Raw genomic sequence first — 25,336 nt, 5'->3', positions numbered from 1 at the left:
TTATTTTAGCTAAAAAGTGGTCTGGCTTTTAAATCAGATAAAAACACAATTACATAAGTAAAGTAATAATCAACTATATTTAAACATTAAAGTAAACAACAAACTCTATGACCAAAGAAATACAGGAACAAATCAAGGAAAGATTAAAGAATCCATTTTTCGGCAGTTTCATATTTATATTTTGCATTTCTAACTGGGATATCTTTACTACTCTGATATTTAGAGGTTTTGAGGATCCGAATATTACTGAAACTATTAAAAATAGGTTGTCTGAAATTGATCGTTATGATTATGCACTTTATCTTTTCTTTACTATCATTTATACATTTATTAAAGACCCAATAACCACTTTTGTAATAAAAGCGATAAAACTTTCCAACGAATCTTCCGAAGCTATTTTTGATTATTTAATTGGAAGTAAAATGGAAAAATTTAACTTAAAACAATTAAGAAATAGAAACCAATTATTCAAATCCAAGGTTGCATTAAATAATGGACTTAATTCATATAAAGAATTTGAAGAAGAGTTTGAAAGACTAAAAGAAAATTATGAATTTTTGGAAAAAAACTATAGTGATTTATCTACACAAAAAACATCTTTAGAAAAAACCATAGATAAAGTAACTATAGAAAGTATAGAAGCAATGCAAGCGATTATTCAAATTTATGAAGAAGATGCTACAAAATATTTTCTTAAAGAAATTATCAAAAAACATAAAATTGAAAAAGAACCTTATAATGGTCCTTTAAAGCTTAAAGATTTAAAAATCAATGTCAAAAAATTAGAAACTTTCCAAATAATTATTAGTAAGAAAGATGAAAAAGGAAATCTTAATTATTACCTCACTGAATTAGGTAATATGCTTATTCAGGTATATAATGATCAACATTCTCAAAAGAAGTCTGAAATAATAATGAACTGAGAAAGAAATTAAACTCTGAATTAAAAGATTACACTCCCACTTTAAAAAACAACCTGCTATAAAAAACTTTATAGCAGGTTGTTTTCAAATTTATTATACAGTTGTATTCTACTCCAACCCAATCTCCACCACATCACTCCTCAACTCCCCAACACTCACATACACTTTCCCGCTCCCCACTTTATCCTTCGCTCTCACCATCGCCAATGCTCTACCTTTATGCGATTTTACATGATCGGTAGTATGAGGAGATACATTCATCTCCGAGCCGTTATCGACACCAAGCAAGTCGAGTTCTTCTGATACGTGGAATTTCACTTCCTCTGTCGAGTTTTTGATTTCGTATCCATTCTTATCGAACATTTTCACAGTGATGTGAGCCACATCGTACTGATTGGCACTCATTTGTGTTTGATCTGATGATACTTCAATTTTGGCTATTTTACCTACAGTGTGAAGTACATATTCCTCGGCTTTTTTGCCTTTGTTGTAACCTACCACTTTCAATTCACCTTTTTGATACGGCACCAACCATTTGATAATATTGTCGGTTTCTGCAAAATCGGATAGCGACTGTTTACCCAAGCTTTTGCCATTTAGGAAAAGTTCGGCTTCTTCGCAATTGGTGTAGGTTTGTACAACGATTTCCTCTCCAGCTTTGTAGTTCCAATGCTCGTTGACCTTGTACCACTCCCATAATCGAAGTTCAGCCCAAACCGGCTTTTCTTTTAATTGGATATCGAATTTCCAACCACCTTTCTGAGTGTAGGAGAATTCCGATTCAGAAGCTGGGGTCGTTACCATATACACCTTAGGATCTTCTTTCCATAGGCATTCGAAGAAATGACCTCTTGGGTTCTTGAAACCTGCAAAGTCGAACATTGAGATGTTTAAACCCTTTCTTGGCCACAACCCTGCCTCACCTAGGTAAGCAAAGCCTGTCCATACAAAAATACCTGGGATGAAGTCTCTTTCTTGCACGGCTTTCCACTCCGAATACGCTACCCAATTTTCAGATCCTAACATCATTTTGTTCGGGAAGGCTTCGTGAGCGGCATCGTAATCGATCTCTCTGTAGTTTAATCCTAAAATATCTACGGCATCGGCATATCCACTTGCAAAGGCGATCGATGGACGAACACTTCCACAAACGGTCGGACGGGTCGTATCTTCTTCTTTCACCCACTTCGATAATTGATGGGCGATGATCGATAGGGAATCTACTCCACCAGTTACCTTTTCGAATACAGGTTTAATTACGGTTGTGTCGAATGTCGGTGTATCCTCATACTCTCTGATGCCCTTTTGAAGCTTTGCATACGTCTGAGAATATGCTGGGAAAGTCCATTCAATCTCGTTACCGATACTCCACATTATTACCGAAGGATGGTTATAATCTCTTCTAATCAAGTCTTTCAGATCGCGTTCTGCCCACTCTCTAAATACTTCAGGATAGCCCTCTGATATATCAATTGGTGCTTTTTGTCCACCTAAGCAGGTGAGCATTTTTGCCTTAGGAACGTACCATTCATCAAATGCTTCGTTCATGACTAAAAAGCCCATTTCATCACACAAATCCATTAATAATGGAGAATGCGGATTGTGTGCCATACGGATGGCATTTACGCCCACCGATTTCAATTTCTTCAAACGGAATACCCAATGATCTTTCACTGCTGCTGCTCCAACTGCTCCAACATCATGATGCAAATTGACGCCTTTGATCTTCACATTTTTTCCATTGAGAAAGAAGCCTTTTTTCGAGTCGAACTCAAAGTCTCTGATACCGAATCTTTCTTCTGTTTCATCCACCAATTGACCGTTATCAAATACCTGAAGTTTTGCAGTGTATAGATGTGGCGAATCTATATCCCAACGTTTTGGTTGAAGTACTTGAAGTTTCTGATCGACTACATCACCCGTTAAAGCTTTGGCTTCACTTTCGGCAATTACCTGCTGGTTTTCGTCCATCAGGCTCACCTTCACAGAAGTACTATTTGATGCTGCTTTGATGCTCGTTTTCACACGAACGGTCGCTTCTTTATCAGATACTTTGGGGGTTTCGATTTGCACGCCCCATTGTGGGATATGTGTTTTCGAAGTCTTCACTAAACGCACATCACGATAGATGCCCGAACCTGTATACCATCGAGAATCAACAAAGTTGGAATGATCCACTTTAACGGCAATCACATTTTCCTCTCCAAAGTTGATATGCTCCGATAAAGCATAAGAAAAGCTCGAATATCCGCTAGGTCTGAATCCTAATTTTTTCCCATTGATAAAGACGGTAGAATTACAATACACACCATCGAACTCTATCCATATTTCTCTGTCTTTATCTGATGATGGAACGGTAAAAGTCTTGCGGTACCACCCGATGCCACCTTCTGTAAAGCCGGTACTCGAAGCACCTTTGTCTTTTTGATAACCACCTAAGATACTCCAATCGTGAGGCAATCGGATGTCTTGCCATTCAGCATCGTCAAAAGACGTATTTTCTGCATTTTGGAGATCGCTTTTAATAAACTTCCAATCGAAGTTAAAATCGTCTACCGTTCTCTTTTGGACTTGCGTACAAGATGACAACGATAAGAAAAGAGTAATAAAAAATACTATTGGTTTCATACTTTAATTCATCTGTTAGTTGAGTTTCGCTTTTTTAATCTTGAAAGCAAGGTAAAAGAAATACCCTCCCTTCGAGTAAAAATATTTATTCAAAAGGGAGGGTATTTATCTATTTAATTAAAAAATCCGCTTATTCTGTAAGCGTTTTTGTATCCCAATACTCTTCAACAATTGCCGAAATTTCTGGATAATTCTCATCCGTCTCATTCAACTCTTCTCTTTGTTGTTTCAATTCTGTTTTCAGCTTCGCGATAATGTCTTGGTACTTCGGATCGTTATATCTGTTATGTAATTCTTCCGGATCGTTTTTCAGATCGTAGAATTCCCATGTATGAGGCGTTTCTCTTTCGATTCCGTGGTATTGCTTCGCCCAATAGTGTTTCGCAAATTCCGACTCAGGTAAATAGTGTTTTCCGTAGTAGAACACCAACTTGTAATCTTTGGTACGCAAGCCAAAGTGAGCCGGTACGTAATGGTGAATAATGTGCATCCAATAGCGATAGTAAGTGGCCGTTCTCCAGTCTTTTTCTTCCTTGCCTTTTAATGTTCTAGCAAAACTATGTCCTTGCATGTATTCCGGTGCTTTACCGCCAGCCATTTCGATTAATGTTGGAGCGAAATCCGTATTGTTAATCAAAAGATCTGTTTCTCTACCTTCCTCGATCATTTTAGGGTAATGTACAATAAACGGCATACGCATCGACTCTTCGTAGATCCAACGCTTGTCCTGTAAATCGTGCTCACCCAACATCATTCCTTGGTCTGCAGTATATACAATGATGGTATTTTCCCAAAGTCCTTCTTTTTTTAAATAATCGAATAAACGACCCAAGTTATCGTCTACACCTTTTACACAACGAAGGTATCTTTTTAGGTAATCCTGATACGCCACGTGTGCAGAATTTTGTCCTTCTAAAGAATCCTTATGGAAAAACTTATTGTAGTTTCTGTACATATGACGGTCAGAAACCGATGTTCCGATATAGTTCGTTAAAGAATCGTTGGCTCCTCTAGTCGCTTCCGATCCCCAGTTGGGTTGATAATACAAACTCGATGGTTCTGGAATTTCTGTATCGGCCAAGTAGTCTTCGTAACGTGGTGCATACTCAAAGAAATCGTGAGGTGCTTTATAATGATGCATCAAGAAGAAAGGCTTCGTCTTGTCTCTGTTTTCTAAATAATTAATAGTAACATCAGTAATTACATCACTAGAATGACCTTCTGATTTCACTTTATTGTTTGGCCATTCGCCCTTTCCTTTCTCGAGGAAAGAAGGGTTAAAATACTTTCCCTGACCCGGTAATACTTTGTAGTAATCAAACGCCGATGGCTCGATGTGCAAGTGCCACTTTCCTACAATTGCAGTGCTGTAGCCCAACTTTTTCATCTCTTTTGGTAAATATTGCTTTTCGGGATCCAAGTGGATATCCAAATCCAAAACACCATTGGTTTGTGGGTACTGACCCGAAATTATCGAGGCTCTACTTGGTGTACAAATAGAATTGTTACAAAAGGCATTCGAAAAACGGATACCTCCATCGGCCAATTTATCTAAGTTGGGAGTTGGATTTAAAGTGGATAATCTTCCGCCATACGCACCAATTGCATGTGCCGCATGGTCATCCGACATAATATAAATGATATTAGGTTGCTTTTTTTTCTGAGCAATTGATATTGCCGAGGAGAACAAGAATGCAAGTAACATTCCCGTCTTTAAGAGTGTTTGATTGTTAAACCTTTTCATTATTATTTCTTATTAATGTCAATTTTTTGATGTTAAGTATATCGCCCAATCTCAATGAGCTCTTTTTCCTCCTCAATCAACAATGGAGGACATTTAATTTTATAAGTAATCGTGACCAACAGCTTTTTAAAAGCAATAATATCTCCATTTGAGTCAAAATATTTATAGATTCCCAATAGTCATTGATGTTATCACAAACGTCTCTACGAAGTAAACTAACTTGTAGAGACGCTTGTTAAAAACATCAACTTATTAAGATTCTTTATTCCCAGAGAAACTGATTTTAAACACATAAGCATGCTCACATGGTTTGTCTTTTGGAAGCTTCACTTTTAATGCTCCTTCAGTTCTTTCCCATTTTAACTTACCTTCATGTCCAAGCATTTCAATATCTTTTACTTTAGAGTTGTATGCCATTAAACCTAAAGATTTAATTGGTAGTTCACCAGATTCTGGCCAACCCAAAGCAATAGCATATAACTGATCACCTTTAGTGGTAAAACGAATGTCTTCTTCTCCAAAACCATCAAATTTGGTATCTGCTAAGTGACCGCTTTTTGTTTTTGTTGGGCCTTCACCATAGATTAACCAAGGACGGCTATCGTAAATCGCTTCTCCGTTTACTTTTAACCATGCCCCCATCTCTAATAGACGGTCTTTTTGTGCTTGTGGAATACTACCATCTGGGTGAGGTGCTACGTTTAACAATAAACAGCCATTCTTACTCACGATATCTACAAGATCATCAATTAGACGGTTGGTAGGATAACACTTTAGATCGGAAGTCCATGACCAAGATGCTTTAGATATCGATGTGTCTGTTAACCATGGATCAGGATAAATATCAGGCATACGTTCACGCTCTAAATCGACTGTACCGACACCTAGTGGGAAGTCCGGACGCTTAAACGTAAATACTCTTTCTACATTATTTTCTGCACTGTGGTTATGTACATAAGCCACCATTTCTTTTCTGATATCTTCCGAAAGGATGCGTACACGGTTGTCGAACCAAAGTAAATCCGGCGAATAGCCATCGACTACTTCTTTTACTTTTTCTAACCAGATTTTCTCGAATTCTGGACTAGGCATAGGGTACGAACCTTTTTCCTCTCCAATTTTTAATAAACGAGAAGATTCTGGAATTTTTGGACCGTAAAGCCCCGCAAATTCAGGATTGGCACAATCGGTATTTTCGTCCCATGTTGGGTACCATCCCCACAACCAAGAGTGGTGCATACTTACTACGTATTTCATTCCCCTCTTTTTCACGGCTTTCTTCATCTCTGCGACCACATCGATCTTAGGACCCATTTTCGTCGAATTCCAAGGGTTAACTTTCGAATCCCACATAGAAAAACCATCGGCATGTTCGCCTGCAGGTCCTGCAAATTGTGCTCCCGCGTTTTGGAATAATTCAGCCCACTCGTCGGCATCAAATTTCTCTCCTGTTAACTGAGGAATTAGATCTTTATACCCAAATTCTTTATGATCACCGTAAGTTTTAAGGTGAAACTTATAGTTTGGATGCCAGTCGTTGTACATGTTTCTACCGTACCAATCGGAGTTGCCTTCGGCCATAGATGCTGAGTAAACTCCCCAGTGAGTGTAGATACCAAACTTGGCGTTTCTAAACCATTCCGGACATTCGTACTGACTTAACGACTCCCAATTAGGCTCGAAGTGCTTTTTCTTTTCTGTTGTATCATTGGCCTTTTGTGTACAGGCACCAAGGATAAAAGGTAATAGTGCAAAAAATAAAATTCGTCTCATTTCTGTAGCTATATTCGTTAATTTAGATCATTCCATTAAGTGGAAGGATGTGTCTTGATTGGTAATTATCATTTCTCATAGTATAAACTAAATCAATTTTACAATTTATAGAGTGCGGTAAAAAAATTACTCCCCTCTTAATCGTTAAAATTTGCACTGTAATTGACTAGATTTTAATTGAACAATGGGAAAAATCACGAGAAGAGGAATACATAATAATCCTTTCGAAATGCAAGAGGAGCCACATTTTACTCGTACTTTTGAGGTAACACCATCATCATAACTATGTTGAAGCTATTAAAGAAGATCAATATTTCCCTTACACTTTCTGTGTTCTTGGCCATTACAGGAATCTCTGTAATGCTCGTCTTTTTCCTGGATTATCATCTCTATGAATCTTTCTTGGGTGTAGACATGGAAGTGCTTAGTAAGTATGGATCTTTCATAGCGGGAACAATTGGCCCCATCTTCTCGTTGGTAGGTTTCATCTTGATTTATGAGACCATTAAATGGCAAAGAAAACTCTTCGAAAGACAACAATTCGAAGTCAAGTTTTTCGAGATGATGAAGTACCACAGGGAGAATGTCGAATTGCTTAGACATAAAGACCCTGCTTCTGAAGAACTCATTACCAAAAAAGGAAGAGAGGTGTTTATTGCTTTATACCAACAGTGTAATCAATTACAAAAAGAGGTGATGCAGTTGCTCCCTAAAGGTGATGAACAAAGCGAGAAAGAATATCATGAACTAACGTTGAATATTACCTATTTGATATTTCATTTCGGCTTACAAGAACATGGTGAGGAAGCTTTGGTGTCTATCCTAAATAAGTATGTTCCACATCAAGCAGAACATTTGATAACGGAACTAAAAAAGAAGAGAAGTAAGTACAATGCGGAAGTGCCTTTCTATGTCGGTCACCAATCGAAATTGGGCAATTATTTCCGTCATCTATACCATACCATAAAATATGTAGATCAGACGAAGTTCTTAACAGAAGACGAAAAGCAATCTTTTATTAAAATGTTAAGAGCACAGTTTACAACCTACGAACAGGCCATCATTTTCTATAATGCAATGTCTGTTTTGGGCAAAAAGTGGAGAGAAAACCGATGGATCGAAAAGTACGAACTGATTAAGAATATCCCTCCTAAGTTTTTAGGAGAGATTGATCCTAAAGAGTTCTTTGAGATGAGGTTTGAGTATGAGGGGTTGTAGGTTTAACTTTTGATTGAAACCAATACATAGAAAACCAAAAAATCTTTACATACCACAAACCTATATAAAGAAAATTGCAAAATCTTTACATAGATATATTAGTATGTAAAGAAAATGACAAATTCTTTACACTAAAACTCAAGCCAATCACCTTATGGTAAATGGAAATCTAGTGGTTTAAACCACTAGATAAGTGTTAGTCTTTACACCCAATCCAATTAATAAGTAACTCAAACTACAATAAGCATGGGTGGAATATTTTACTCAACGATGGGTTTCAACCTATCGGATTTGATGATGGTATACCCCAACGACTCCAAGAAATCATCTGTATCTTTCAATGTCCTTTTGTAAAACGTCTTATCCTTTTTACTATAGTTGAAGAAACCATGCTTGCCCCCTTCGTATACTTTTAAATCACATCTACTACCTACCTTTTCCATAATGTGTTGATAGTATTCCACAGTAGTTACAGGAATTAAATGGTCATTATCTCCAATGAGAATAATTGTAGGAGGAGCACCCGCTACAATATTATGAAGTGGCGAAAAGCTTTTATAAGCCATTCCTACTCTATCAAAACCATAGCCTCCGGGTCCATTATCAATCACTGGATTGAACAGGACTAATGCGTTTGGTCTACAGCTATACGATAGATCATCTGTTGGTTCGTTATACCCTTCTATAGTGGCTGTTGCTGCGGCTAAGTGTCCACCTGCAGATCCTCCAGAAGCAATAATTTTTGTTGGATCGACTTGTAAATCCTCAGCATTCTTTCTAATAAAACGGATAGCCGATTTTGCATCAGTAAGAGATTGAAAAGGGGTAGAATTATTTCTTTTGGTGACTCTGTATTCTGCCAAAAAACAAATAATTCCTTTCTCGGCATAATGTATTGCTTGAGTTTTAAACTGATTGGTAGAACCACTGACCCATCCACCTCCAAAATAAAAAACCATGGCGGGATAGGCTTTCCCTTTCTTCATTTTTTCTGGTCGATAGACTTCTAAATGAAGGTCTAAGGAATCGATATTTTTAAACACTAATTTCTCTTGTGCAAAAGTAACTTCAAGCACAAGAAAGCCCATTAATAAGAGAATAAATTGTTTGTTCATTTCACTATTTAATTAATATCTGATATTCACCACTTGGCATTTACAAAAAAGGAGAAAGTTATACCTCCAACGTACTCCTTTCTCCTTTTTCTCTTTATACATTTTGCTAATTACTGCTCTTCTGCCAAGTATTTACTCACCCATCTTTCCCCTTCAGCATTTAAATTACCGTTGGTTAGATCTACTCCTTTCCAACAATCGTAAAGCACCAAACCGTTTACACCTGCGTCTATGGCCGCTTCGATACGAATTGCACGATCTTCGTACTTTTTATTCATGTTGGTTTCCGAATCCCACACTTTCATTCCATCCGCTGAAGCGATGAACTTCTCCCATTTCTTATGTTCAAAACCTAAGTTATGAGAAGTGGCTATAGAAATATATTGTTTGATATCTGTCTGATTTAAAATCTTAGTACCAGAACCAATACCCCATGTACAAGGACCCACCAAAGTGGCATTCCCCAATTTACCATAGATACGTTTGTACGTTTCGCTTATTTGTTCTGCCGTCCAATATTTTCCAGGGTGGCCGTCTTCATTAAACGGACAAATCCATTCTGCGGGGTATTCCTTAGAAAAAGCAATGATTCTATCGACCAATACCTGAGTCGCTTCCATATCGCCTAAAACCTCTTTACCCGTATCCTTTCCTTTATTGATTTTATTCACGATACGTCTTGCTCCCTCCCATAAAGCAGGATTGGCAAAAATCTTAAAGCCTCTTTTTCTTGATTCTTTGTAGAGGTAATCAAAAAGTTCGGGATTGGGATTGACACCATCTCCGAAAATAGTAATACGAACGCCATCTACTTTCATCTTCTCAAATCCATCCAAAAGGTGATCCACTTGAGTAGAGTCTTTCAATTTATTATGGATCTGCATTTGCTTTACATCTGCAATTACTAACTCTAGATTGCCTTTGTATTTCTTCTTTTCTGTTGGTGTTTCGTCGTTACTTTTTGTTGCTGTAGCACAACCACAAAAAATAGAAAGTAGTACACACATCAATAATGTTTTTCTTATCATCATTATACTTTTTTTTGAAGGGTAATCTTTATTCTTCGGTATAAGCCTCTAAAAGTGTAGGCTCACTTTCGAAAGAGTTGATATACAAATACCTGCTCTCTCTTGATTTATTATCTGTTTTGTTTTTCTGACTTTCCTCCCAATGTTCCCTAAGCGTTTTACTTTGGTTCTTACTCAAAATCTCTTTCTTATCTGCCCAGAATCTCTGATAAGCCCGCTTTTTAATTACTACATCTTGATCCAAAGTCAGAGATGTATCTTGAGCTGCATACTCCAAAGTCTTGAACAGTTCAGATAATGTTTTCTGTAACTCAAAATGCTGATGTTTTGTAATTTTAATGTGCTGCTTATATTTTCGAATCTCCTTATTCGCACTCTGATGTGCTTTCCAATCAATAATCTGTGTAGAAGTTAGAATTTCCCCTCTCTCTTTAAAAAACTGATCATATCGCTTTTTATATTGTTCACTCCCCTTTCCATAAAAATGAATATTCACTTTCTGATCCTTTAAAAGGGAAAGACGAATTTCCTTCATTTGTCTCACTTGTTTTGAACTCAGCCCCAACACTTCACTCATTTTATCTACACTCTTTTCTATCCCCTCTTTCTCATTCTTTGTGATTTTTTCATAAGATTCCGTTTGTGCAAACAAGGATGTGATTGTTATAGGAATACTTAACAATAAAAATAGAATTAGCTTTCTCATTTTTGATTACTTTGATGGTTGATAGTTAGGATTATGAACAGGCATTTGTGCGTGGACTTCCCTTTTCCATGTCTCCATTTTTTTCAATAGTTTCTTATAGACTCCTTGATGAGAATCGATACAATTATTTTTTTCTGATATATCCTCCTTCACATTATAAAGCTCATACTTATCCAATTCGATATTATGAATTAGCTTCCAATCTCCATCGAGGATAGCCGTATGAGGCACCGCCCCTTGCTGATGATAATGAGGATAATGCCAGAACAATGGTCGATCAACTTCTTTTTCATTTGTGACCAGATTTGCAAGAGAAGTACCATCCCAATCTTTCTTCACTTTTTTATTCACATTCACCCCTGCCAAATCCACCAAAGTTGGCAAATAATCAATACTTGAAATCGATGTTGATTCGATTCGTGCATTGTGTTGTGGGTGATAAATCAAAGTAGGAATACGTATCCCCCCTTCGTAGATCATTCCTTTTCCACCTCTCAAAGGATAATTTGATGTCACCGGTCGCTTTTTCTTTCCGTGCAAACCACCATTATCAGAACTAAAGATGATGATGGTATTTTTCATCAAATCCAACTCTTCTAATTTTGAAAGTACAATCCCTGTCGCATCATCAACGTGTTCCACCATCGCTGCATAAGTAGCATTATGATGATGTTCCCCTTTCTCTTTCTGCTGATAGTGATCGACTTTTTCTTGTTTTGCCTGAAGTGGTGTGTGCACATTGTAAAACCAAAGGTTCACAAAGAAAGTAGTGTCTTTATTTGCTTCGAGAAACTGACATACATCCGATGCTAAACGCTCGGTTAGGTATTCTCCTTCCGGTCCGTCTTCCAATCTAGGGTTGCCGTATGGAGCAAAATAGCCGTTGCTTCCTGCTTTTTTATTTTTGTTAGGAGCACCTTTTCTCCATCCGCCATGGTTCTCATCAAATCCATGATTTTCTGGCCAATATTTTTCTGCTTCCCCTAAGTGCCATTTTCCAAAATGAGCCGTTTTGTACCCATTTTCCTTAAAAATTTGTCCAATCGTTGGAATACTAGGATCCAAATACATGGTCCATTCCGGTGGTAAAAATTTAGCTTTCGGATACTTCCAACCTTCAATCCAATCGGTTAGGTTTAAAGAAGCGGGATATTTCCCTGTAACAATACTTGCTCTTGTTGGTGAACAAACATTACAAGAAGCATAAGAATTCGTGAATTTAATTGACTTATCCGCCAAAGCATCTATCGATGGCGTTTCGTAATAATCACTTCCGTAACACCCTAAATCAGTCCACCCCAAATCGTCGACTATAATTTGTACGACATTTTTCTGAGCAAACAAAGAAGTAGTGAAAAGAAGGAATAGAAGTACGTTGAGTAGCTTCATAAGTAGTTTATTTAATAGTTATTATTTGAATGTTTTTTTGGTGTTGGGAAAGTCTAAAATAAACTCCCCCAACACCTATCAATAAAGACAGTTAGTTAAAGATCACTTTTCTAGTCATTTGACCTTTCGTTGTATTTAGTTTTAAGATATACACTTTACTCTTCTCAAATTGGTATTGGACAGTTTCTACTGCATTTGCGGACAGTTGTATTTCTTTATTTATCAATTGTTTACCTTCTAACTGATATATACCCAAACTTACTGTTTGATTGGTTTGAGATTTATCTTGTAAGACTACTTTAGATGACATCACTTTCATATCAATCACACTCGCTAATTGATCTTGGATTCCGGTAATCTGACCATTGGTTACTGTAATTGTTACTGTACCAATATTACTTTCTAGTTCTCCATCATTGGCTGTGTAAGTAAAGGTATCTTCTCCTTCAAAACCAGCATTTGGATAGTATTCTATCTGGTTATCAAATTGATCCAAACGACCGTTTTCTACCGTTTTTATCACATGGTAGGTCAAAAGATCATTATCTTCATCTGTACCTAATAATTCAATTAATATAGACTCCGTATTCTCAACTGAAACCGATATATTTTCTACGGTTGGAGGAGTATTATCAGACCCACCCTCACCAATATCTCTAACATTAAATGTGATATATGCCACTTCACTATCATCTGTTCCATCATTGGCTACAAAAGAAAGTTTATCTTCCCCATGGAAACCAAAATTTGGTGTATAACTCAAGTTTGGAATATCTCCTTCAATTACACCGTTTTCAGGTTGTGCTACAATTCTGAATGTAATCGGATCATTATCATCGTCGGTAGCTGTTAAAGTAAACTCTACTTTCTGACTCTGATTGATCAAGAAATCTTGATGATCTGCCACTGGCTTGGTATTAACAAACTCAATAACATTTACCGTAACTGTTGCTGTATTACTGTAATCTTTACCATCAAATGCTTTAAAAGTGAAGGTATCTTCTCCTAAAAATGCTGCATTTGGAGTATATGTTAGGTTAGGAATATCACCTGATAAAATACCGTTAGATGGTCCATCCACCAGTTCAAAAGTTAACTCGTCATTGTCAGCATCTGTGGCAGTAAGAACGATATCCACCTGTTTGGTCGTCATCACTTCTAGTGATTGATCTTGAGCGACTGGAGGATTGTTTGGGATAGGCGTTACTGTAATTTTTACTGTTGCAATATTACTGAAAGCACTACCATCGAATGCTTTAAAAGTAAAGCTATCTTCTCCTTCGAAACCAGCATTTGATACATACGTTACATTTGGAGGAGTACCGGTTAACTGACCGTTTGAAGGTTGATCTTCTACAAAATAAGTAAGTGCATCTCCGTCAGCATCTGTGGCTTCTAAAGTGATGGCTAACGATTCTCCAGACATAATTTCAAGATCTTGTTCTTTAGCTACTGGAGCTGTATTTCCATCGTTAATTACAGTCACTGAAACAGTACCTTCATTAGAATCCTCACGAGCATCGTTGGCTACATAAGTAAAAGAATCATTTCCTACATATTCCGCATTTGGAGTGTAGTAATATGCGCCATCAATCATAGAAACACTACCATTTTGAGGTTGCGTTTTGATTTCGAATTTCAATAAATCATCGTCTGCATCTGTTCCTTCTAATGTAAACTGAGCTGCACCGTTTTTAGAGGTTTCAATACTCTTATCTGTGACCACTGGAGCAACATTGCTTCTGCTATTGGTGTTGTTTCTAAAATGCTCATTCAACCATTCTACATAAGTGAATTTAGCATTTAACTCTTCAGCAGTTTTCGACTCATCGAAAGCTACATCTACAGCAATTTGAAGCTCGTCTTTGTAACGATTGACAATTTCTTGTAAGTACTCGTCCGCTCCGCTTCCAATTACTGCATTCACAAATAAATCCTGACCAACCAAGATTTCTTGATACAAAGCATCGGCATTTTCTGGAATGGCCGTACCACGAATCGTAACATGGTCGAAAGTGAAATATTCTCTAAGCTGAACATTATCCGTTTTACCTGTTCTGTTTAAGCCGATCATAAACGAATAATCCCCATCGAAAGTCAGATTGTCTGTAAAGAAAGCCGACATATAATCGATGTCTCTGATGTTATCACCATATTTTTCGACACCTGCAAGTACATCTGCTTGATAATAATCCACTCTTGTGCCTGAGCCATCTCTACTTTTATCATGATAAATTGAGGCTCTATAGGCTCTTGATTGACTATACTCACCAGAACCTGCAAATTTCAATTCATAATTATTGATCATTGCCTTATAACCATCGGCGACATTCATATCATAGATAAAACCAACATTACCAAATCCTAAATTATTAGTATTACTGGCTAAACGGATACTAAAAGTTCTGTCTTGTTTCCACTGAGATTCACCGCCTTGTCTTATCATTTCTGTGGCACTTACAGCAGCGTGAGTGGATACAGCTGTCATGTCTCTATCGTCTAAAGCATAATCCACTTCAAAAGTTGGAATCGAAAGACCCGCTACATATTCACCTTCGATAATCACTTCGTCTACTGTCCAATCGAAGATATCGTCTTCGTGAACTCCTCCACCGTCTTCATCAGGGATGGAGGTTCCTCCTACACGTTCTCCTCTACCTGTTAGATAAACCGATACGTATTCTCCATTTTTCACTGAGCTATATGCTGCCCCTGGAGTATATTCTGTTTCTTCTAACACATCAGAAAATAAAAGATTCTCTGATGATTGTTCCGGATCAGAATTCGAGATTGATGCACCATTTAGTTGTGTACCCACTCTAAAAAGATAGGTATTACCACTACCACCTTCAGCAATAGCATCAGGATCTCCGGCGTGCTCCGATTTCTGAATTACTCTAACTTTATTGATTTTAAACTGAGTTCCTTTACCAGTATAAATATCAAATCGGAAAAAAGTATTATTATAATTTGTCGCATTGTTGTTGACAATCTTTGTGACCGCCATATTATCAACAATACCTTGATTTTCTAGTCTAGAACCACCTACAATTGCTCGCTGAGGATATAAAACATTATCCTCTACTCCAGTAGTTGATGCTTTAAATCCATATTGAAAATTATAGGTAATTGTTACAGGTTCCTGTGCATACGAGCACAAGGACATAAGTAATAATAAGACGAAAGTTAATTTGCATTTCATGTTCATAGGATATAAGTGTTAGTTAGATTTCAATATTTTGCCTACATATACTTCCTCGTTGTTGTAAACATTCACGATATACATACCATTGTTCAAGAATGATAAATCAAGATCAATAGCGATTTTCTGATGAAGCTTTTGCTGCACGACTACTCTGCCCATTACATCGTGAATCATAAGTGTTCCACTTACTGCTTTTGGCAAGGCAACATGTATTCTACTCTGGAAAGGGTTAGGCGAGATGTTTAAGGCTTTTCTTTCTAATTCAATTCCTGTGACATCGTCGTTGTAGTTCTCGTTTTTATATAGTCGAGCATGTCCCATCCCTAAATTGATACCTAATCCTTGATTTGGTTTTGTCTCAAAACGTAATTTCTCTACACCTCTAACATCTACACTGATGTATTCTAATGGAGTGTTTTCCCCAATTGGTAACGATTCGTAGATCAATTCGTCATCACCAAAGATTTTTAGAATAACGCTACCACCGATAAAGTTATCCTCCAAACCAATTTCTGCTTCAAAGTAATCGAAGTAGTTTTTGATATCGTATTCTGCTTCTGTATTGTAACTTAAAGTCACTGAATGATCGTGTTGTGAACCATTGATTACCAATACTGAATCCTCAGAGAAACCGTATTCATTACTTACTTGTCCGTAACTAATTTTTGGTTGAATATCATGTAGATATGTAATTTCTTCTTCATCTGAAACCGACCACTGGTAAACGGTTACTGTATATGGATCTACCTTGTCGAACTTAAAGTTCTTGGCATCGTCAATTACAAATGGACCTTCTAAACGCACATTATTTGGAACATCAGAAGTATTGTCTACACTCAGATTATCTGATAATGCCACCCATTTCTTAAGTACCACATTGTCGTCTTTATCGAAAGGAAGTGAAGCAAAATCGAAAGTGGTTTGTAATTGCTTTCCATCCGAAGTGTTAGGAATAACAATTGTTGCTACTGTGTTGTCTTCATTTACTGATGCTGTTGGATACGTATTCCAAAGTTCTACATTATTATGTGTGTACTTCTCTCCTTCAAAACCTGTTTTTACAAAGTTGTTTTGGTGCAAGTGAGTGAAGATGTGATGTGCAAAACCTTTGGCCATCAAGAAGCCTCCAAAACGCGTTTCTACCATAGTAGTTCCATCGTTCTTAAAGAAAGAGTGGGTCTGAATTCCCAATAATTCTTTTTGATAATTGTTCATCATTTGATGCCATAGGATCATCGCATGAGGAATAGCAGAGAAGTTTCTTGGTGTGCCATATTCTGATAAGAATTGTTGTACTTCGATACCATTTAAACCTGTATTGTCGTACTTCTCTAAATAGTTTTTAAAATCGTCTACTCTAGAATTGTATTTGGCTATTTGAGATAACTCGAAAATAAATTCTTGTCCTGCATTTGCAGTACCTCCTGGATAATAGTGACGGGCTACAGCATCATAAGGCTCATTGATGTCGGCCATATGTTTAAAGAAGTCTTCTCCTTCGTAGCAACTTACCACAGTAATGCTTGGGTCTACCGCTTTCATAGCTTGGTAGTAAGCACTAAAACCTGCATGAGGGCCAGTAGTATAGTCTAAAACAACATCACCTAAACTTTCTGGAATAGCACCGTTTACCCCGTCTCCGAAAACGAAAGTACCGTTTTTAGCACTTGTCACAACGTAGTGTTTATCCGTTGCAGAGGAGTTATCAAAGTTTAAAACTTCTGTCCATTCTTCTCCTTCAATCATCACTTTAAAGTCCCGTGACATATCTATAGGAGGGAATTTTACATAAAACTCTTGATCGGGTGAGCCATCTAATTTACATTCGTCAACGACCCAAGTCGATTGTTTTACGGCTCTTTGGTTGGTAAATCTTTCTGTACCACCATATACATAGAAACTAGCATCGCCTTTACGAATTGATTCTCCACCGCGGATATCATCTCCACTTAATGGGTAGTTCATTACTGATAATTCCCAATCGCCGAACAACTCGTTACCAATCTCCCAAACTTTAATATTATAAGGTTCATACTGACCATTTTTCGCTCTTTCTAAGGCCCAATCTTTTCCTCCATTTGGATTTGCTCCTACCTCTGCGTTCATGTATTCCACAAAATCGGCTGCATCTTGAGGCGTTCCGTAAGCGAAAGGAACTACAATTGAACCATCTTCTAAATAAGTTGTATTTAATAATTTACCAAACTCGTCTGGTCCAAAGTTGTTATGGAAAGCTTTACCATCGTTGTGAGCGTCTAGGTTATCGATTCTATCGCTTGTTGGACCAATTGCTCTTTTCCAATTGTATAAATTGGCCATTGTTCCACCAGGGAATCTAAAATAAGCGGAACCTGTATAATTCGCTAAATCAATCACTCTTGGTTCGAAGTCGTCCATATCTGGATTCCATAAACCTTGTCCATCAGCATTATAAGTAGAATTAGCTCCAAACCATTCTGCTTTTCTTTCCATCAAAAGTTCGTTCCAATTAACAGACACTGTCACATCCGTAGGAATAACGATAATCTGACCTTTGAATTCTTCCAAAGCTTTATCCATTTCAGCAGCAGCAGCATCCATTTCTTCTTGAGAAATACTACAGTCATTCATTGTTGCCTTTGCTTTAGCGATATCTGCTTTTAACTGATCAATCGCTTCTTGAGGATATTGACCTGATGATTCTTTTAGTTCTAAAAAGTTTTCAGCATCGATAATGCTTTTAGCAATAAGATCTTTATTAAGTTGTGGACCTTCAACTGTTTTAAAATAATCGAAGAAAGTGATCACACCATTGTTTAACGATCCTTGAGAGTACATTTTTACCGTCGTGATCGGAGAACCTTTCACCACTTCTGGTAACGGAAGGTTAGCAAACTTCAATACACCATCCAAATAAAGTGATACTTGATGGTCGGCATTAAATACCATACGTACATCATACCATGTATCCGCTAGATATTCACCATCTAATAATGAGTTTTCACTAGGGAAATTACTACCACCTGGCGTATTACCATTTTCAAGAATATCCCAACGAAGATCCCTGTTACCATAGTCAGGATATTTTAGTGAAATCCAACATTTATTACTGGCATCAAAAAAATCCATTTTAAAAGTATAACTACCACTATTACTAGATTTTATTTTGAAAGAGATTTCAAATTCGCTTTGCGTAAAATTACCGAAATTAATGTTCGCTTTTGCATGCCCTACTGTAGGAGGAGTCTCCATATGAAGCATACCATCTTTAAAGTAGATATCGCCACCGTTCACATTGCCAGAAGTATTCAAACTAATGTATGATGGAAGATTCTCCATATCGGTATCTTCTTCAAAATTGTCATCAATAAGCGTATTACATTCCTGCGCTTGAAGACCGACGATGCTAAACAGAAATAACAGAAGATAAATAGTAATGTTTTTCATTTGTCGATGTTTATTTTTTAATTCATTTCATTTTGTAGCGGCATGTTTTTGATACACACCGCTACCAATATTTCATCTATTACAATTGAGATTTCTCCTCTTTTGATTTTGGAGAGATAAAAAATTGGAATTGGTAAGGTTGAGATGCTACTCTGTATTGTTCCGAAGGCATTCCCACTTCGTTCCAAGAGTTGTTACCACCCACTCCCATTTGTTTATGATCTATGTTCACTGTTAAATTATCAGTGGTTTTTAATTCGTTGGTATGTTGTGCCTCCTCGATGTTTTTGTCTGTGTAAGGATACACACTAAACTCAAACGGCTGATTACTTGAGAATTGCACACCCTCTTTCTTCGGATTTGTTAAACTAAAGTTTCTAACTTCAGTACGGTTAGCATACGCTTGAGGCATGGCATAACTTAAAGCAAACTCATTCAATGGAAGAGCATAAATACCCATCATTGCTCCAACATTTCTGTCGTTATAGTTTTCTTCAGGACCTTTACCATACCACTCAATATTTGATAAAGTGTTAGGTACTTCCATTTGTAAACCTACTTTCATCATGTCCACAAGCGGAGCATGAGGCACATAAGAAGCAGCTACTTTTACAGTACCATCTTTCTTTAAAGTATAAGCTGTCGTCCAAGAAGCTTTTTTCTCTGGCAATTCATATTCTAAACGAATGTCTAATTCACCATCAATTTCATTTACTGATTTTGATACCAATTTCAGACCTGCATTCGCCTTTTTCCAATATTTTTTTGTCTTATTTACTCCAGATGCTCTTAAATCATTATCTGTTGTAGGTCTCCAAAAGTTTGGCGTTGGCATTTTTGTTATTAATGCTTTATTCTGATAGTTGATCTTCTCGATCGACTGACCATCTGCACTCATTACTACTTCGAAGTCGTTGTAAGCAACTTTGTTGTTTTCTTTTTTCCACTCCCCACTATTTGATGCAAACGAAGGAGTAAACAATCCACCCTGAGGTAGTAAATACTGGTCTTGTGCAACCAAATGACCTTTTGATGCATACGCTCTATCTTCTTTCAAAGCTGCTTTGATTGTAATGAAATACTCATTGGCAACATCAAATTGTTGCTTTTTAACTGGTAGTTGCACCTTTTCATTTTGTCCTGCTTTGATTTCTGGACAAGTAAACGCCCCTTGTTCAATCACTTTTCCATTTTCAATAATTTCAAAACTGAAATCATAAATAGAAGTCGACTCAAAGAAATGACGATTCTCTACTTTCACTTTAAAGTTTTTGAAATCGGTTACTTCAAAATGTAAAGGTTGGAAGGCATGCTTAATCTCGTACATTGCTGCTTTCGGTTGTCCGTCTGATGTAATTACACCGTTTAGACAGAAGTTATTGGCATGAATATCTTCACCAAAATCGCCGCCGTAAGCAAAGAACTTCTCACCGTTTTTATCGGTCACTTCAATACCTTGATCTCTCCAATCCCAAATGTAACCTCCTACTAGACGGTCTACTCTGCGGATTAACGTCCAGTAATCTTCGAAATTACCTGTACTGTTACCCATAGCGTGTGCGTATTCTGTTAGAATTACAGGACGGCCTGAAGGATCTTTTTCGGCTACTTCTTCCAAGCTTTCTAACAACGGATAGAATCTACCTAACATGTCTAGGTAAGCAGGGTCTGTACCGTTAGAGGTAATCTTGTTCGCCGCTAATTTCTCTTTGAACTCTTTAGAAGTAAAGTTTAAATATTCTGGATGTGTCGGATCGCCTTGACCACCTTCGTAGTGAATTAAACGAGTTGGATCGAAATCTTTTGTCCAGCTTGCCATAGCCGCGTGGTTAAAACCTGTACCCGACTCATTACCCAACGACCAGAAAATAATCGATGGATGGTTTTTATCTCTTTCTACCATACGCACCATACGATCTAAAAACTGACCAGACCATATACTGTTGTTAGTTAAATCACCTGTAATACCATGAGTTTCTAAATTAGCCTCATCCATTACATATATACCGTATTCATCGCATAGTTCGTAGAATCTTGGATCGTTAGGATAATGTGATGTTCTTACCGAGTTGAAATTGAACTTTTTAAGTAATTCGATTTCATGTCTCATGTCCGCTTCAGAAACCACTTTACCAGTTAGGTGATGATGATCGTGACGGTTTACACCATAAATCAAAATCTCTTTACCGTTTACTAAGAACTGTCCTTTGTCGTTTGACTCAATCGTTCTAAAACCAACTTTTGATGTTCGTACCTCAACAACTTTTCCAAGTGGATCAAGTAATTCGATGTACAATTGATATAAATTTGGTTGCTCGGCTGACCATTTCTTTACATTTTCAATTTTGCTTTGAATGTGTGCAAAAGGTAAATCATCACGTTGTGGACGCTTTTTGATGACTCTTTTTACAGACACTTCCGATTGAGCTACTTCAGTATCACCATCTTTTAACGTCGTTCTGATTGTATAATTCTTCCAAACTTCGCGTGCATAGTGGTTGTTCACTTCGAAGTGTACTTGTAAATCACCATTGGTGTATTGATCCGTTAAACCCGCACGGATATGAAAATCGTTGATTCGTAATTTATTTTCTTTGATCAACTTTACTTCTCTATGAATACCCGACAAGCGCCAGTGGTCTTGATCTTCTAGGTAAGCACCATCAGAATATCTGTATACTTTTAAGGCTACAGTATTCTTTCCTTTCTTTACATATGGAGTAATATCAAATTCTGAGGGCAAACGGTCGTCTTGACTATAGCCTAACATTTTTCCGTTGATGTACACTTCAAAAGCAGAAGTTACACCACCAAAGTAAAGTACAATATCGTGTTCAGTCCAGTCTTTAGCTAAGTTGAATTCTTTTTGATACAATCCTACTTCCTGCTTGTTATGAGGAATAAAAGGAGGATTGTCTACTCCCCAAGGGTATTTTGTGTTGGTGTAAATTCTTCTACCATAATCTAACATTTCCCAGTTGGATGGCACTTGAATCTTATCCCAACTTTTTACATTTTCTTTAGCTAAGTTGATTTCTCCTTTGTAGTTGCCCACGTATTTAAAAGACCACTCTCCGTTTAAAGAGATAATGTTCTTTTGAAGGTCTTGGTTTGCTTCTTGAATACTATTATAAGGAATAGAGGTGGCTCTACCCTGCATTTTATTTAACTGATAAATGGTAGGGTCTTCCCATTTAAGATGTTGTGCAGATAAGTTAGAAGTCAGTATCACACAAAACAATATCAGTAAGTTTTTAATTGTCTTATTTTTCATCGCTTAGAATTAAATTCTTCCATCATACTTTTGACATTACAATTTTAAGAGTAATTGGAAAAAATAAGAGTTGACAAAATATGATTAAGGGGGGGATTATTTCGTAAATAGCTGTTTTTATGCTTAAAAAGGGCTTTTCCTTACGATTTTTATCCGATGAATAAATGATTTTTGAGATCAATAATGATAGCTAAAGGCTTGAGGTTGGTCTTCAAAATAATAACATAGCAAAAGAGACTGTCTTAATAATAACCTATTGATAAGACAGCCTCCATTGTATTTTAATTAGAAGGAATTAATCCCAAAGCTCTAACGATAACTCTTTGTTTCTAAAAGTAAGCGTATCTGTTACGATATGAGTTAGGTTATCTGCTGTATACTTATACTTTAAATATACTTTTAGATCATCACTCACATAACGAGAAGAGATGTTCTCTACATTCTGAATTTCAGAATCTGATGTGCTCTTTAAGTCAATTGCACCATCTTCGAAGTTCATGTCCATTTCTAATCTCGAAGTATTCTTGATTCCAGACAAACCATTACTGATTACTTTAGTTGCTCCTACTGTAGATAAATTCCAGGTAGAGTTGTTGATCAAATCTTCTGTGCTGTTTACAATTACTTCTTCCAAGTCTCCGCTAGCATTAAATGCAGAATCTACACCATGATGATACCAAATCGCATCCAATGTATGAATGTATTTGATTACCGGAATCATATAATCCATTGGAGCGATACCTTTCAATTCATCTCCTGTTAGCACCGAATCGGTTGTTGCAGAGATAATTCTTACAGGCAAGGCATAGTGTCTTGTCAAAGAGTTGGGATCCGAAAGGAAGTTCACAGAATCCATTACTACATCAATCAAACCTTGGAATTCACCTTCCTGAATCCACATTTCGTTATCATTACTCAATGTATAATATTCAGACGGAAGTAACTCAAAAGGAGTATCTCTTAACAGGGTAGTATCGATTTCGAATTTTACTACTTCTGTTTTTGTATTCTCTCTCTTTCCTCCTAGTACTACACCCATTTTAAACTGTAATCCTTCGCCAGCAATTACAGTTCTTACTGGTTTTTGATAAGGAAAATAAGTAGTTGAGTAATCGTAATCTGTTAAATAATCGTTGTAGTTATCGCAACCTGTTAGGAACAGCGTTGCGATAAATAATAAGTTTAGTAATTTCTTCATAATAATTTCATTTACCATCCTATGTTCTGAATAATAGCATCACCTTTTAGGACTTCACGGTATGGTATTGGACCATAGATCATGTAGTCTTGGTAATTTCTATCTTCGACATGGACCTTTTGATAGGAAGTTGTTTGTGTGTCTTGATTTACATTTATCTCTATTCCATTTACTGGTGAATTTAATTCATTCAAATCGTAATTCCAGCGACAAACATCATAAAAACGGTGATTTTCGAAAGCCAATTCTATACGTCTCTCATTATGAATAAATTCTCTGAAACCATCACGGCCAGTAATTGTATTTAAGTAAGCATCAGAATCAATTTTTGCTCTAGAACGAATCACTTGGATCGCTTCTTTTGCTGTCAATCTTCCAAAAGGAGGCACGGTGTTAGGACCAACCAATTCGTTTGCCGCCTCCGCATAGTTTAGATAAGCTTCCACTTTTCTAAATAATGCGGTGTAATGTCTACCTGTAGTTGTTGTACCTGGAGTAATACTCACATTAGGGTTAACAAACTTCTTTAGGTAATACCCTGTTCTTGTAGCGTACTCATTTACATCAGTATGGTCTTCACCTCCTACATATGTATTGATTGTTCCTTCTTTATAATTCATCCCATTATGGATGACTGTAGCATAGAATCTCGTTTCTCTTCCTTCATAAGGATTTTCCGGATCATAACCAGAATCTGGATGATCGATTGGAAAACCATTTGCCATTGGGAAAGCATCGATTAACTCCTGTGAAGGGTTAGTGAATCCTTGACCGTTTAACGATGGAGGGAAGTTTTTCTTTTCGATATCATTGTTGTTCGAGTATCTACGCATGATCGGTTCACCTACTCTATCGTCAAAATAAATATCGTCGCTCCAAGAAGGTAAACCACCCATAATATCAATCAACTTTTGGCTTTCGTAGACTGCTCTACCCCAAGCTTCATCTGTAGTGATATCATCATTTTTATCATCAAATGCTGGACTTGCCGCATACAATGTCACTACCGAACGAAGTGCCTGAGCTGCCATTTTTGATGCTCTACCTACATTCGATTCACCAAAATCAACATTATCACCTGTATATTCAAGTGGTAACAATTCGATGGCTACATCTGTATCAGCTAAAATTTGAGCGACAACTTCCTCGTAAGTATTTCTTGGCAATGTTTCGTTGATGGATACTTCATTTGTAATAATTGGAATCCCCAATACCTGACCATTTTCTGCCAAACCACCGTGCCTTCTCAAGACGTTAAAGTGATAATATGCTCTTAGGAAATGTGCTTCTCCTTTTAGTCTTCTTTTATAATTCTCGTTTCTAAGAGAGTCTGCGATGAAATAATCTACATCAAATCCTTTCATTAGAAAGTCGTTCATGTTTCTGATGATTTCATAAGAACCTGACCAATCACCAATCGGATTCGACGATGGGTTCCAACCTCCGGCTGCCATTCTTCTTACTGTCGAATTGATTTGTCTTGTTACGCCATTATCCGTAGCACAATCCAAGATATCGTTTCCGTAAGTGGTGTAGAAGTTGGGCAATCCTTGATATCCCGAAAGTAAAACCCCTTCTGCCGTTACTGGATGCGACCAAATTTCGTCTTCTGTTCTATTATTGTCTCTCTCTAATTCTAGAAAGTTGCTACAAGCTGATGTCGATAATCCAATCACCAAGCTTAATACTATGTATTTAAGATTCTTCAT

General features: G+C 37.1%; 14 protein-coding genes. 2 read left to right on the top strand and 12 right to left on the bottom strand.

The window, feature by feature from the left end; all coding sequences use genetic code 11:
* The first annotated feature begins 107 nt into the window (after positions 1 to 107).
* The gene (locus tag MY04_RS20560; protein ID WP_066213648.1) at positions 108 to 923 is read left to right on the top strand and encodes a hypothetical protein; all 816 of its coding nucleotides are present in this window, start codon (positions 108 to 110) and stop codon (positions 921 to 923) included.
* A 108-nt stretch (positions 924 to 1,031) separates the two neighbouring features.
* Here MY04_RS20560 and MY04_RS20555 read toward each other — a convergent pair whose 3' ends face one another.
* The 3 genes from MY04_RS20555 to MY04_RS20545 all read right to left on the bottom strand — a co-directional run bounded on the left by MY04_RS20555 (position 1,032) and on the right by MY04_RS20545 (position 7,068).
* Positions 1,032 to 3,551 (bottom strand): glycoside hydrolase family 2 TIM barrel-domain containing protein, encoded by a 2,520-nt coding sequence (locus tag MY04_RS20555; RefSeq protein WP_066213646.1) that lies wholly within the window; start codon positions 3,549 to 3,551, stop codon positions 1,032 to 1,034.
* Positions 3,552 to 3,681: 130 nt separating this feature from the next.
* Positions 3,682 to 5,295, bottom strand: coding sequence for a sulfatase family protein (locus MY04_RS20550; RefSeq protein WP_066213643.1), 1,614 nt, complete (start codon positions 5,293 to 5,295; stop codon positions 3,682 to 3,684).
* 252 nt (positions 5,296 to 5,547) lie between these two features.
* On the bottom strand, positions 5,548 to 7,068 hold the full coding sequence (locus MY04_RS20545) for an alpha-L-fucosidase (RefSeq protein WP_066213641.1): 1,521 nt from the start codon (positions 7,066 to 7,068) through the stop codon (positions 5,548 to 5,550).
* Positions 7,069 to 7,353: 285 nt separating this feature from the next.
* Here MY04_RS20545 and MY04_RS20540 point away from each other — a divergent pair, with 285 nt between their 5' ends.
* Entirely contained in the window at positions 7,354 to 8,286 is a 933-nt protein-coding gene (locus MY04_RS20540) for a putative phage abortive infection protein (RefSeq protein WP_066213637.1), read from the top strand.
* Between the two features lie 260 nt (positions 8,287 to 8,546).
* Here MY04_RS20540 and MY04_RS20535 read toward each other — a convergent pair whose 3' ends face one another.
* From MY04_RS20535 to MY04_RS20495, 9 genes are all read right to left on the bottom strand, one after another.
* Entirely contained in the window at positions 8,547 to 9,401 is an 855-nt protein-coding gene (locus MY04_RS20535) for an alpha/beta hydrolase (protein ID WP_066213635.1), read from the bottom strand.
* Between the two features lie 110 nt (positions 9,402 to 9,511).
* Positions 9,512 to 10,432 carry a hypothetical protein gene (locus MY04_RS20530; protein WP_066213632.1) on the bottom strand — a complete coding sequence of 307 codons (921 nt, stop codon included), beginning with the start codon at positions 10,430 to 10,432 and terminating at the stop codon, positions 9,512 to 9,514.
* A 25-nt stretch (positions 10,433 to 10,457) separates the two neighbouring features.
* A complete protein-coding gene (locus MY04_RS20525; RefSeq protein ID WP_066213629.1) occupies positions 10,458 to 11,135 on the bottom strand; it encodes a hypothetical protein in 678 nt (225 codons plus the stop codon).
* Positions 11,136 to 11,141: 6 nt separating this feature from the next.
* Positions 11,142 to 12,524, bottom strand: a complete 1,383-nt coding sequence (locus MY04_RS20520; RefSeq protein ID WP_066213626.1) for a sulfatase — start codon at positions 12,522 to 12,524, stop codon at positions 11,142 to 11,144.
* 91 nt (positions 12,525 to 12,615) lie between these two features.
* Entirely contained in the window at positions 12,616 to 15,732 is a 3,117-nt protein-coding gene (locus tag MY04_RS20515) for an Ig-like domain-containing protein (protein WP_084006032.1), read from the bottom strand.
* 12 nt (positions 15,733 to 15,744) lie between these two features.
* On the bottom strand, positions 15,745 to 19,155 hold the full coding sequence (locus tag MY04_RS20510; RefSeq protein WP_066213621.1) for an NPCBM/NEW2 domain-containing protein: 3,411 nt from the start codon (positions 19,153 to 19,155) through the stop codon (positions 15,745 to 15,747).
* A gap of 79 nt (positions 19,156 to 19,234) precedes the next feature.
* Complete coding sequence (locus tag MY04_RS20505) at positions 19,235 to 22,429, bottom strand: glycoside hydrolase family 2 TIM barrel-domain containing protein (RefSeq protein ID WP_066213618.1); 3,195 nt, start codon at positions 22,427 to 22,429, stop codon at positions 19,235 to 19,237.
* A gap of 295 nt (positions 22,430 to 22,724) precedes the next feature.
* On the bottom strand, positions 22,725 to 23,627 hold the full coding sequence (locus tag MY04_RS20500) for a DUF1735 domain-containing protein (RefSeq protein WP_158297811.1): 903 nt from the start codon (positions 23,625 to 23,627) through the stop codon (positions 22,725 to 22,727).
* Positions 23,628 to 23,638: 11 nt separating this feature from the next.
* Positions 23,639 to 25,336, bottom strand: a complete 1,698-nt coding sequence (locus MY04_RS20495) for a RagB/SusD family nutrient uptake outer membrane protein (RefSeq protein ID WP_066213612.1) — start codon at positions 25,334 to 25,336, stop codon at positions 23,639 to 23,641.

It is taken from the genome of Flammeovirga sp. MY04, from assembly GCF_001682195.2.
Taxonomy (GTDB): Bacteria; Bacteroidota; Bacteroidia; order Cytophagales; family Flammeovirgaceae; genus Flammeovirga; species Flammeovirga yaeyamensis.
This window is presented reverse-complemented; position numbering and strand designations above follow the sequence as displayed.